This window comes from Zhurongbacter thermophilus, assembly GCF_026184435.1.
Lineage (GTDB): Bacteria > Coprothermobacterota > Coprothermobacteria > Coprothermobacterales > JAADFF01 > JAADFF01.
Genome location: NZ_CP046447.1, coordinates 1 through 12,026 on the forward strand (window position 1 = coordinate 1; position 12,026 = coordinate 12,026).

Genomic DNA, 12,026 nt, shown 5'->3' on the forward strand with positions numbered 1-12,026 from the left:
TTGAACACAGAAGAGATTTGGAATGCAGTCAAAGAAAGGCTCTCCCAAACATTGGGTGAACGAGTGTATCAGTTGTGGATAAACCAGATGTCTATTAAAGATATAGATGGTGAAAAAGTCATCCTGGCCGTACCAAACAAGACCGCCAAAGAAAAAGTCAAAGAGCAATACGGTATTGTTATAGAAGATGCACTTGCTAAGGTCATGAATATACCTTCAGTAGAAATAGAGGTGGTAGTGGAAGAGCCTCCTCAGGAAGAGAAACCTGAGCCAGTACTTCCCAAGACGGTGCCACCAAAGATTTCATATGGGGAAGACGGGCTCAATCCCAACCGCACATTTGATAATTTTGTGCCCGGTCCATCAAACAAGCTGGCATACAGTGCCAGCAAAAAGGTAGCAGAAAAGCCCGGCCTTGTCTATAATCCCTTATTTATATACGGAAAGGTAGGGCTAGGAAAAACCCACCTTCTTCATGCCATTGGCAATGCCGTGAAGAAGCAATATCCACATCTTAAGGTAAAGTACATGCAGGCAAAGCAATTCACAGAGGATTATGTATCCCACATCAAGAGCGACAAGCAGAGTGAATTTAGAGAAAAGTATAGGGAAATAGATGTGCTCCTTGTTGACGACATACAATTTCTTACCAAAGGCGAGTCGACACAGGAAGAGTTCTTCCATATATTCAATGAGCTATACGAACGGCAAAAGCAGATTGTCATTGCAGCCGATAGGAGCCCCAAGGAGCTGGAAAAAATCTCCGAAAGGCTCCGGACCCGTTTTGCATGGGGACTTATCGCCGATATCTCCAAGCCAACGCTGGAAGAAAGGGTCCTCATTCTGGAGCAGAAGGCACAGGAAAGGGGGGTATCCCTCCCCAAAGAGGTACTTGACATCATAGCATCTGAGATAGATTCCAATGTTAGAGAACTGGAAAGTGCCCTCAACAAGCTCATACTATACATGGAAATGAACGGTATAGAGGTACCCGACGAAAGCATCGTGAGACAGGCACTTCCTGATCTGTTCGCCGGTAAACGCTCCAAAGAAGAGCTATCCGCCGAGACCATCAAGCAGGCAGTGGCAGACTATTTTGGCATAAAAATATCAGACCTCGAAGGAAAACGTCGCACAAAGAATATTGCATATGCCAGACAGATTGCCATGTATGTTATCAGAGAACTTCTTGATATGTCAACAACGGAGATAGGCAGCGCCTTTGGTGGAAGAGACCACTCAACAGTGCTGCACGCCTATGACAAGATACGCAATCTTATAGAAAGAGACAGTCGCACAAAAAGAGATGTCAGGGAGATTATGCAGATATTAGGGGTGGATAAACCGTTATGATGATGTGGATAACTAAAAACTGGGTTGTTGATAACATATGTGAAAGTCAGACTTATCCACATAGGACAATTGAGAACATCACATTATGTGGAAATGTGGAAAACTATGTGGATATTATCCACAACCTACCAACAGCCATTTTGCAGGCATACAACAGAAATAATAGGTTATCCACAGATACACATGTCGTATCTTCTTCAACTTCCAATAAAAAGACTTATATAATGAAAGAGACGATAAGGAGGGGTGCCTTATGGGCATAAAAATGGTATTCAAAGTAGAAGACATACAGAAAATCCTGGATATCGGCAAGAAAATACTCTCAAAGAGAGCAGGCGCATTTGACATCACATCTGCCCTGCTGTTCTCTGTAAAAGATGGTGTTGTTGAAGTCAAGGCGACAGATTTAAAGAACTTCATCACCATCAAAACCAACGCCGAGGCCGAGGGCGACGGCGAAGTGGGTATTAGCATTAGCCACCTGAGGACTGTGCTCAAAGACAACGACGCAGATGAGGTTGTCATTGAAGCAACTTCCAGTGGTGCGGTGCTAACGGCTGGCAAGGTTAAGCTTAGGGTCTCCGTGGTGGACGGCTCCGCATTTCCACGCTTCCCTGAGATGCCGGCTGAAACGCACCTTGTTAAGATGAAACCATCCTTCCTTGAGGAAGTTATGACAAGGGTTAGGCCCTTTGCCGACAAGAAGGGTGGTTCTCTTGGTGTTGTCCACTTTGAACTGGAAGACGAAGGTTCTACAGCGGCTGTTGCCACCGATGGTTTCAAGCTTGCCGTCTACAGAGATGAGGATATCCAGTGGGAAGAGGGCCTTAAGATGTTTACCGTCAGGGTAGAGCCTTTAGAGGTTCTACACAGCACCATTAAGGACTGGGAAGAGATATATGATGTAGAGGTACAAGTTGCAGATAGCAGACAAGCCCTGTCTTATGGACCTGTTACCATTATTACTGATCCACCAACTGCTTCTTTCCCTAACTGGCGTAGGGTGTTCCCCAAAGAGGCTGTCATGATAGTGTCTGTGTACACCGACGAACTGATGAAGGTGCTCCGCCGTGCTGCTGAGTTTATGGGGGCCGATGTCGTTATGGGTGTTGATATTACCACAGATGGTAGCAGTCTTATTATCAAGGCCGATGTGCCTGATGTCGGATACTATGAGGACTTTGTTCCTCTGACCCACTTTGAAGGAGAAATTCTTTCACTGGCATTTAACCCCAAATTTCTCACCGATGCCCTCAGTTCTATGAAGGGCTTTGATGAGACACAGATGATATTCGTCTCTCAGCATGTGCCAGCCCTTCTATCTCCTAAAGACGACCAGGAACGCGTTCAGGTATTGATAATGCCTGTGAAGAGATAAGAAAGTATATGCCTTATACAGATAGGTCCCTTCGGGGGCCTATTTGTGTTTTTGTTAAGCTTCATTAGAATACATGTGAGGGGTGAGAACAATGGAAGAGATCACTTTTAGCGTTAGGGGTGAGTATATTACACTTGGTCAGCTTCTCAAGGTGCTAGATTTGGTGCCTACTGGGGGCCAGGCCAAAATGGTCATTCAGTCTGGGGAAGTAAAGGTTAACGGAGAGGTGGAAACCCGCCGCGGTAGAAAGCTCCGGCCCGGTGACATTGTGGAGATATGGAACTATCGTATAAAGCTGGTGGGAGAGGGTGAAGTATAGAATAAGAAGCTTTTGTCATCAGGGATATGTGCGACAGAATATGGAAGACAGTGCGTATCCCCCATGTGGCTTTGATGGTATCAAAAAGACCCCTTGTGCCATCGCTGTAGCTGACGGGGTAGGTGGACTTCCCGGTGGAGAGGTGGCATCTGCCATTGCAGTGCGCTATGTAGAACATATCTTTTCTGAAGAGACATTTAAGGAAGAGGTGCGAAAAGCCCATCTTGACATACAAAGTACTTTTCCCGGTAGTGCCACAACATTGACAGTGGCAGTCCTTGAAGATGAGAACATCTCTGTCTACTGGATAGGAGATTCTCATGCCCTTGCCATACTACGCGGAGGAGAATATAGGCTTCTTACAAAACCCCATGTGCACCCTGCTACAGGATATATTACACGGGTGCTTGGCGTGGGTGTTCCCCAGTTTGATAAAGTTTCAGTGGACACGGCTGACCTTGAGGCCTTGCTTCTGTTTACTGATGGCCTCACAGCCCATTTTTCTATACCTCAGATCGTTCAGATGTTTATAGAAGGTGCCGACCTTATAGAAGAGGCGTTACTTGAGGGTGGTGTTGATAACATGGCCCTTGTAATTGCATGGCCTCTGTGAAAAGGTTGGTGTCCTGTGCTTGTACAGTAATTAATTTTATGCTTTCCCATGCGCCTGTTAGTGTAGATCTGCTGTGCCCAAAATTTTAATAGTGCTTCTACCACTTCGGTATTGTTGGAGCAACACCTGTAATGTTTGATAATGCAGAATTGAGGGCGTATGCTGACAGTACAATTTCATGTTGAGCTTTTTCCGTTACTGCTGTAATAGTTGCCACTGCTTCGACATTGTTGAGGTTGTAGCGTAAATCAAGGTGTTCCTAACGATTCCTTTTATTAGGTACCAGCGGTATTATGGACACATGAATGGAGATAGGAAGAGGATATTAGTGGACAAGCAGATATATACCTATCAGAAGTAAAATCACTACTAAGATGATTTTTTCACTTTTGTCATTTTCTCCTTCATGTTGTCCACCTCCATCTTTCGGGGTATTTTATACACTGATGGTGATTTTTTTCACTTTCTGTGTTCTGTCCTAAAAATCTAGTTTGCAAGATGATGGCCCTGTTCATGATCGGTTAGATATATCTTTATGGCTTATTGTTTGTATTCTCAAAGGTTTCTAGAACGGATTTTCTCCTGGAGGTGCCATATAGTAGTTATCTACGTAATGGTTGAGAGGGCCTCACGAGATTTATATGCGGTTTATAGCCTTGTGGTGTTGTTGTTACCCTTTGATTAATAGTGCCTTTTGTCTATATCACTTTGGTGTTATTATATAGGTTGTTATTAGAGGGAAGGAGGGGATAGGTATGAAGTACCGTGTAAGGGTAAAGTGCGATCAAGGGCTTGTTCGCGAGAACATGGAAGACGCCGCTTATCCTGATTGTGGATTTGAGGGTATCTTAGAATCTCCACACGCTGTTGCCGTGGCAGATGGTTTGGGAGGTCACCCTGCAGGTGAGGTGGCATCTGCTATCACCGTTTCTCATGTTAAAGAGATTGTCGATGAGAAGACCTTTAAAGAGGCCATGCAGAAGGCGTGTAAAGAGGTTGGAGAGGCCCATCCGGGTTGTGCAACAACATTGACATTGGCAGTACTGGGTGATGATTATGTCGATGTTTATTGGATTGGCGATTCTCCAGCTATCCTCATTGACAAAGAGGGCAAGCCTTCTTTTATTTCCACCCCGCATGCAGAGCCATATACAGGCCGTATTACCAGTGTTATTGGTGGTAGAAAGCCCTGTGACTTCTTCTACGATAAAGTTAGGGTACCACTTGACAAGATTAAGGCTGTGATATTGGCAACAGATGGACTTACAGCCCATTTATCTCTTAAAGATATTGGTCAGAAATACCTCGAAGGTGCCGACCTTGTTCAGGAAGCTCTTGACAGAGGCGGTTCTGACAATGTAACAGTAATTGTTATAGAGCCTGTAGAAGAGTAGTAAGTGGGGGAGAAGCTCTCCCCCTTTTATATATTTCCCCGCGGAAACATTTTAGATTTCACATATATTTTCTTCGTAAGGAATGTTTGTTTTTGAAAATGAATTGAGAATTTCCACTATGCATTTGTGGCCTGTATGCGATGTAAATGAAAAGGTTTCCCCGCGGAAACTTATACTTTATGTTTATATGTAACTTATCGTTGGTGAGGGGTATTCAAAAGAGATAGATATATGTTATCTCCGCAATTGTATAGGTCTGCAATTTGAAAGATTCTTTGAAGACGAAATAAGCCTTTTATGTTGCCTCTGTATGGTGCTTATAAAATATAGCCTTGCATGTTGAGTATGTGAGTAGAGGTTGAAGGCATGTTCTATGTTTCCCCGCGGAAACATGTTATATGTGGTTTTACCAAGGATATTATTCTATAGGGTTTTGAGATAAGGATGTTTCCAGAGAATTTTTTGTTCGCAAGTTTGTGGTGTATTCGTAGCATAATCTTATATGCAAGTGTGTGGCGCAAAGCAGTTTGTATAACTTGCATTGTGAAGCCCCGCGTAATTTCAAAGATATTGTTGAATAGGCTGATGATGACATTTAGCGATATTCTTTGCGCAGATAGAACATCACAGCTATGAATACTAAACATATTGTAGTTTCCCCGCGGAAACTTATACTTTTATTGGGTTGGTTGCGCGTATAAATATGTATATGTCAATCTCCACGGATGTTGGAGCTGTGATTCACAGAGGTTTCTATAGCGTGTAGGAAGATGTGTATTGGAATGTACCAATGTGGAGTATTCGCCTATATGCTTTAGATATGCTATTTTGTGCATAAATATGTTTACAATATTAATGAAGGGGGTGATATCATGGCTCAAAAAAAGGGGTCTTCCCAGAAACTGCTAGTTTGGATTCTTGTGGGCTTTGCCCTAGGTATTGTTGGTGGTCTTATCTTGGGTAAAGACAATGTCATCTGGGTTGCCTGGATGGGCGATGTCTTCATTAGGCTTTTGAAAATGCTTATTGTTCCTCTGGTGTTCTCCAGCATTGTTGTGGGTGTAGCGTCTATTGGTGATCCAGCGAAGCTTGGTAGAGTTGGTCTCAAAACCATTCTTTACTATCTGCTTACAACTGCGTTTGCTGTTACCATTGGTCTTATTCTCGGTAACCTTATGAAGGTTGGTGCCGGTATGCAGATTGGAGAGGGACTGCAGTTTACCGGTAAGGAGGCACCATCGCTTTATCAGGTGTTCCTGAATATCTTCCCAAAGAATCCTGTGGCGGCAATGGCCAATGGTGCCATGCTTCAGATTATCGTGTTCGCACTGTTCTTTGGTATAGCAGCTCTGATGGCAGGTCAAAAGGGTAAGCTGGTGCTGGATGTTATGGATAGTGTGGCAGAGACAATGTATAAGCTGACAGCCATTGTTATGTGGTGGGCACCATTTGGTGTGTTTGGTCTTATTGCCAAGGTTGTAGGTACCAAGGGACTTGCTATCCTTCTCCCTTATACAAAGGTCATTCTTGGTGTCTATATTGGTGTTATTCTTCATGCCCTTATCACATACACAGGTGTGTTGTCTCTACTTGCTCGACTCAACCCATGGGTATTCTTCAAGAAGGCCTTTGAGGCTACATTTACAGCATTTGTCACAAGAAGTAGTAGTGCAACACTGCCTGTTACCATGAGGGTTGCCAAGGAGAAACTTGGTGTTTCTGAGTCTATAGCCTCATTTGTGCTACCTCTTGGTGCCACCATTAACATGGATGGAACAGCCCTTTATCAGGGTGTTGCGGCACTGTTTATTGCCCAGGTTTATGGTATGCACCTCACACTATCTCAGCAGATTATGGTTGTCGTCACGGCAACATTGGCATCTATCGGAACAGCTGGTGTGCCCGGTGCCGGTCTTATTATGCTGACACTGGTTACACAATCTATTGGACTGCCTATCGAGGGTGTGGCCCTTATTGCCGGTATCGATGTGTTCCTTGACATGGCAAGAACAGCCCTTAATGTTACCGGTGACCTGACAGGTGCCACATTTGTTGCAAAGAGCGAGGGAGAGCTAGACGAAAATGTCTACTATGCCGAGTAAGGTTGTAGGTATTATTGGTGGAATGGGCCCTGAAGCCGGTGTAGATCTTGTGTATAAGGTTATTAAGCTCTCGCCGGCCAAGAGAGATCAGGAACATATCCATGTCATTCTTGATAACTACAGCCAGATACCCGACAGGTCGGCCTACATCTTGGGGAGGGGAGAAAATCCCCTCCCTTACCTCATAGAGTCTGCCTTGAGATTAAAAGGAGCCGGTGCCGAGATCTTTGCCATGTCGTGCAACACAGCCCATTACTTTTATGAGGACATTGTCAAAGAGACAGGTGTGTATATGCTACATATTGCCAGAGAGTCTATGCGAGAGGTTGCCTCCCATAAAGTAAAAGGGCCTGTTGGTGTGCTGGGAACAGTAGGCACGGTGAAGGGTCACATATACGAGGGCTTTGGATATGATGTCATATATCCTGATGAGAGATACCTTACCATGCTCATGGATGCTATTTATACAATAAAGTCAGGTGTGTATGATAGACCGTCTATACTTATCCAGCGTGTTATAGACCACATGGTGGATAAGGGGACTGCTGCCCTTATCATGGCATGTACGGAGATTCCTCTTGTGGGTAATAAATTATCATCTCCTGTGCCACTTATTGATGCCACACTTGCCCTGGCAAAGGGCATTGTCAGGGAGGCATACGGTTTAGACAAGTTATAGTTTCCGCGGGGAAACATAGGAAGATGCTATATCGGGTTGTTTGTATTCGTTTATACTTGAAGCAACTTGTCTTGGTATATGGAAAGTATTTTGTAGTTTACTGATTCACCGTTTAGTTGTTTTTATCTGTGAAAAAGTTTATTCTTTCCAGAGCTTATTGTGTTCTGATTTCCATGTGAGAAAAGATGCTATTAGATGTTGCTGTGTGCTTGGAGTGAAAAAGGTAAGAGTCTCCCTTCAATCGATGCGTAAAGGATATACGTTTAAGATGTGGTTTTAGTAGAAAAGCAGGCTTATGTGAGATAATACACCTGTGGAGGTGGTTATGTGAAGACATGTAAAACTGGTGCCGATACAAAGCTTACTGTGTGGTTGAAGAGACTTATTGCGTATATGCTTGTTTTGATGATACCGTTTGGGTTGGCTGTTGCAGTGCAGGGTTATATGCAGAAAAATTTTGGATACCTTCACGATGGCATGTTTATGTTAACAGTCCCGTTTCTACTGTGGAATATTGTTATGGATGGGTTGGGTGTTAAAAACATGAAACTTGTCTCTGCTGGCTACTGGGTACTGTCTGTTCTGGCATTTCTTGATATCTTTGTTGTTACCGATGATGTTTTTCGTATACTCATGCTTATTATCTCTTTTTCTGCTATCTATGGGGCTATACATCCCGATTGGGCTATGACAAAGCCCAAGTTGAAGATAAAGTAGAAACAGAGAAATATCGTGTCAACAGGTTTGTTTTTATAAGAAGCCCTGATGTTCCACTTTTCTAGTAATCTTCCCTCAAGATAAAGAGCGAGAATATAGTATATCTCCATTTGTATGAAGATGTGCTAGTACTATATTTTGATAGTGTGATAACCGTATAGGGATGATTTTTGATAAGGCAACGCTTTTCGGTATTTCCGGTTTGTATAAAATGTGTCTGAAAGAACTTTATCCTTTAGCCTCCTGATTATTGGTCAAGAGATCTAGTAAAAAGTGCATCTGTTTATGAGGGGATAAAACCCTATATAGGCAATGTCTCTCTACCTTTGGTTTGGGGTGTATCTAATATAGATTTGTATGTTTTTCCGCTTTGTGCAGGGCATTAAAAAGAAGGTTCAGGCTATAGGACTATAGGCCTATGGAATAACAAACTATACAAAGTTGCTACTAAGAAAAAACGGACAAGTTATATCTCACATAGTATGTAAAAAGCCCCCGCGTACGCAGGGGCTCTTGTGTTTATTATTGTGGTATTACACATTAAATTGAGAAGCCTTATTGGCCAAGTCGTCGAATATCTCTTTGATAAGGTTTTCTTTCTGGGCAAGACCTCTAACATCTGATGCAAAGGAATTGATCTTTTCGTTGATCTCTTCCATGTGTTTAGCTATAGATTCAATGTTTTGAGATACAACCTCAACACCGGCAGAGATTTCTTCTGCTGTTGCAGACTGCTCTTCGGCAACTGCGGCGAGGTCTTCTGTTCTCTGGGTAACACCCTGAACATGTTCCAGTATGCTGCCAAAGATATCAACAATGCGGTTCATGCTCTCACCGACAGACTGAATAGCCTCTCCAACCTCTCTGGAGAATCCGGCTGTTTCCTTTGTAGCTGAGATAATCTCTTTGAGTTTTGCACCTATCTCCTCGGTGGAGCGCTGTGTTTCCTCAGCCAGCTTTCTAATCTCATCTGCCACAACGGCAAAGCCACGACCTGCCTCACCGGCACGGGCAGCCTCTATGGCAGCATTGAGGGCAAGAAGGTTGGTCTGCTCGGCAATGGAGGATATAACATCAATGATGTCGCCAATAGCATTGACAGACTTTTCAAGGGCATCGGTTTTTTCCATCATTGTCTGAGCCTTCTCGGTTACAATAGTGACCTTGCCCTGTGCATCTTCTACTACCTGATTACCCTCTTCTACCTCCATAACAACGCCATTCATATGGCTAGAGAGCTCTGTTGCCGATTCTGCAACGACAATGGCAGAGTCTGCAACTTGTTTAACATTGTCGGATATCTGCTCCATGTTGATAGACATATCTGAAATGGAGGCAGTGATTTCGTCGGTGACTTCTTCGATAAATTTAGAGGCTTCCTCAAGAGAGGTAATCTCCGCATGGAACTCTTCCATATATGCATATCCTTGCTCAACAGCTTCTACAAAGGACTTGATGAGATTCTGTAGTCTGTCCATAAACTTGTTGAAGTACAGAGATATCCTGCCTATCTCATCTTTCGATACTGCAGGTAGTCTTCTGGTGAGATCTGCCTCTCCTTCGGCAAGGTCTTCCATAGCGGCCTCAAGCTGTCTGAGAGGTCTGGTAATCTGAACCTCGAAATAGAAGAAGAAGAGTCCTATGATGATAATGTTTATGAGGAGTATACCGAGGGATATATCGTTAATGGTATGAAGTTTTGCCTCGTATGCGTCTTGGAACAGTCCTACAGCTTTATTCATCTCTGCAAGGAGCTCGTTATTGTGATCGGCTATGTACTGTATGGCCTCCTTGTCTGCACCCTGTGACTCTTCAACCTTGTTTACAGCTGCCTTGAAGGGTTCCCATAGGGACTGTACCTTTTTCAGCTGCTGAAGAGGTGCCCCCGACGCAGGTGGTAAGGGGGCTGTCTTCTGGGTCATATCTAGGTCTGCATATGTCTGACCGCCCTCTATAAGGGCTTTGAGGGATACATCAAATAGGTCTCTGGCCAATGCCAATTCCTTTAAAGCGTTATCCTTATTTACACTGGCATAGACCATCATGGCATTTTTTGCCATGCGCTGCGTTAGCATTCTCTGGCGACCTGCAACATTAATGACAGCACCGTCATCAAAGATCTTGTCAATCATGTAGGCATTGAATGCAAACCCAATGATGGACATCACAAGCATAATAATGAGGGGCATAAGTATTTTCGTTCTCACCCTTGTCACGGAGAACACCTCCTTATGAAATCAAATTCAAAAGTAAATAATATCCTTTACATTTGTATTGTATCAGTTTTGGAATGATTCTATTCATACTATAACCTTACTTGGATAGAGTTTCACGTGTGTTGTAGTGTACAATAACCATGGAGGGATATGTTGATGGGTGCAAGAACAAAGCCGTGGAATCTTGTTGTGAACAAGGGAGCTAAGATATTGTTTTCCCTTGAAGTCAATAGTGTTGCCCGCTTTTCAGCGTGGGGTGATGTTATTGATATATCGGAAGAAGACTTCACTGTTAGTACAGATGCACCCATCCCCGGATACTTCGATGCCAAATTTTTCTTTATGCCATCTGCCGGTGTTATATTCTTTGGTACAGGTGGAGTTTATGTTTCCCCTGAAAAGCAGGCTACAGTCTACCCTGATACCGAGTTTGTCTATGCAGAGGATGCCTTTGATGGAAATGTAGCCATGAAACCGTTTGCCATTCCTATGGTATGTGGTGGTGTGAAGATGTCCATCTTGTATCTTGACCCAGATGGTTCATCTGGTGCCACAGTCAGGGCCCTTGTACCTGTGCCTACATTCGTGAAGAAAGGTTTTTGCGATGTGAAAATTTATATTCCCCAGGAGTTTGCCATCAAGAAGGCCGATGCCAAGCTTGATGTGGTCTTTGCCACAGAGGTTGTATTTGGTCGTAATGAAGGTGTCGGAGTTTATGGCAGGCTAGATATGGATCCCTTTGATATGTCCCTCATTTCCTCTGCCTTTGTGCCTTTTGCTGAAAGGTAAAAGGCAGGTTGTTTTTATTATCATTTGAAAGGAGGTGCCATTTATGTGGAATAAGACACTTGGCGCCAAGATTTTTCTTTATGGTTCTTATGTAGGTGCAGTATTTGTAGTTTTGGGAGCACTGGCAATGCTTGTGGGTGGTTCTATGCTCTCTGCTTTTCTACCGGTTGAACTTGCAGGTAAAGGCTTTTTACTTGGACTAATTATGGCCATCATTGAGCTTGTCGTTGGTGGTTTCTTTGTCTGGATTATGTATTCTGCAGGTAAGGAGTATTTAGAGAGTAAGACTTTTGCAGAGTGGAAAGCATGGGTCGTACTGATATTTAGTGCATTGGGACTACTGAATTCTTTATTGCATTTCAGGGGAGGAACTATTATAGCCATTTTAATTGACGGTTTGTTCATATTTGCCGCCGCTGCCATGTTATTTGCCGAAGAAGGATAGTTTTTCTCCTCGGGGGGCGTG

The 12,026-nt window shown here is 43.6% G+C and carries 12 protein-coding genes; 11 read left to right on the forward strand and 1 reads right to left on the reverse strand.

The window, feature by feature from the left end; translation table 11 throughout:
* From dnaA to GM182_RS00045, 9 genes are all read left to right on the forward strand, one after another.
* The gene (gene dnaA, locus GM182_RS00005; RefSeq protein ID WP_449186547.1) at nt 1-1,353 is read left to right on the forward strand and encodes a chromosomal replication initiator protein DnaA; all 1,353 of its coding nucleotides are present in this window, start codon (nt 1-3) and stop codon (nt 1,351-1,353) included.
* Nucleotides 1,350-1,616 (forward strand): hypothetical protein, encoded by a 267-nt coding sequence (locus GM182_RS00010; RefSeq protein ID WP_449186548.1) that lies wholly within the window; start codon nt 1,350-1,352, stop codon nt 1,614-1,616. The genes dnaA and GM182_RS00010 overlap by 4 nt, the downstream gene beginning before the upstream one ends.
* A complete protein-coding gene (locus tag GM182_RS00015; RefSeq protein WP_449186549.1) occupies nt 1,607-2,731 on the forward strand; it encodes a DNA polymerase III subunit beta in 1,125 nt (374 codons plus the stop codon). The genes GM182_RS00010 and GM182_RS00015 overlap by 10 nt, the downstream gene beginning before the upstream one ends.
* A 91-nt stretch (nt 2,732-2,822) precedes the next feature.
* Nucleotides 2,823-3,050, forward strand: coding sequence for a S4 domain-containing protein YaaA (gene yaaA / locus GM182_RS00020; RefSeq protein WP_449186550.1), 228 nt, complete (start codon nt 2,823-2,825; stop codon nt 3,048-3,050).
* Entirely contained in the window at nt 3,040-3,663 is a 624-nt protein-coding gene (locus GM182_RS00025) for a PP2C family protein-serine/threonine phosphatase (RefSeq protein WP_449186551.1), read from the forward strand. Before yaaA ends, GM182_RS00025 begins: the two co-directional genes overlap by 11 nt.
* 755 nt (nt 3,664-4,418) lie before the next feature.
* Nucleotides 4,419-5,057 (forward strand): PP2C family protein-serine/threonine phosphatase, encoded by a 639-nt coding sequence (locus tag GM182_RS00030; protein ID WP_449186552.1) that lies wholly within the window; start codon nt 4,419-4,421, stop codon nt 5,055-5,057.
* Nucleotides 5,058-5,929: 872 nt separating this feature from the next.
* Nucleotides 5,930-7,159, forward strand: coding sequence for a dicarboxylate/amino acid:cation symporter (locus GM182_RS00035; protein ID WP_449186553.1), 1,230 nt, complete (start codon nt 5,930-5,932; stop codon nt 7,157-7,159).
* A complete protein-coding gene (gene cuyB, locus GM182_RS00040; protein WP_449186554.1) occupies nt 7,140-7,838 on the forward strand; it encodes a cysteate racemase in 699 nt (232 codons plus the stop codon). Before GM182_RS00035 ends, cuyB begins: the two co-directional genes overlap by 20 nt.
* A gap of 327 nt (nt 7,839-8,165) precedes the next feature.
* Nucleotides 8,166-8,555: a hypothetical protein gene (locus tag GM182_RS00045; RefSeq protein ID WP_449186555.1), complete on the forward strand. Its 390-nt coding sequence runs from the start codon at nt 8,166-8,168 to the stop codon at nt 8,553-8,555.
* Nucleotides 8,556-9,088: 533 nt separating this feature from the next.
* Here the strand turns inward: GM182_RS00045 and GM182_RS00050 are convergent.
* Nucleotides 9,089-10,771 carry a methyl-accepting chemotaxis protein gene (locus GM182_RS00050; protein WP_449186556.1) on the reverse strand — a complete coding sequence of 561 codons (1,683 nt, stop codon included), beginning with the start codon at nt 10,769-10,771 and terminating at the stop codon, nt 9,089-9,091.
* Nucleotides 10,772-10,927: 156 nt separating this feature from the next.
* Between GM182_RS00050 and GM182_RS00055 the strand changes: the two genes are divergently transcribed.
* Nucleotides 10,928-11,560, forward strand: coding sequence for a hypothetical protein (locus tag GM182_RS00055; protein WP_449186557.1), 633 nt, complete (start codon nt 10,928-10,930; stop codon nt 11,558-11,560).
* A gap of 43 nt (nt 11,561-11,603) precedes the next feature.
* Nucleotides 11,604-12,005 carry a hypothetical protein gene (locus tag GM182_RS00060; protein WP_449186558.1) on the forward strand — a complete coding sequence of 134 codons (402 nt, stop codon included), beginning with the start codon at nt 11,604-11,606 and terminating at the stop codon, nt 12,003-12,005.
* Nucleotides 12,006-12,026: the final 21 nt, after the last annotated feature.

Bases quoted from the DNA above. Each gene is read 5' to 3' on its own strand.
- yaaA (WP_449186550.1), top strand. From the start codon at position 2,823: ATGGAAGAGATCACTTTTAGCGTTAGGGGTGAGTATATTACACTTGGT.
- GM182_RS00060 (WP_449186558.1), top strand. From the start codon at position 11,604: ATGTGGAATAAGACACTTGGCGCCAAGATTTTTCTTTATGGTTCTTAT.
- GM182_RS00010 (WP_449186548.1), top strand. From the start codon at position 1,350: ATGATGATGTGGATAACTAAAAACTGGGTTGTTGATAACATATGTGAA.
- GM182_RS00015 (WP_449186549.1), top strand. From the start codon at position 1,607: ATGGGCATAAAAATGGTATTCAAAGTAGAAGACATACAGAAAATCCTG.
- cuyB (WP_449186554.1), top strand. From the start codon at position 7,140: ATGTCTACTATGCCGAGTAAGGTTGTAGGTATTATTGGTGGAATGGGC.
- GM182_RS00055 (WP_449186557.1), top strand. From the start codon at position 10,928: ATGGGTGCAAGAACAAAGCCGTGGAATCTTGTTGTGAACAAGGGAGCT.
- GM182_RS00030 (WP_449186552.1), top strand. From the start codon at position 4,419: ATGAAGTACCGTGTAAGGGTAAAGTGCGATCAAGGGCTTGTTCGCGAG.
- GM182_RS00035 (WP_449186553.1), top strand. From the start codon at position 5,930: ATGGCTCAAAAAAAGGGGTCTTCCCAGAAACTGCTAGTTTGGATTCTT.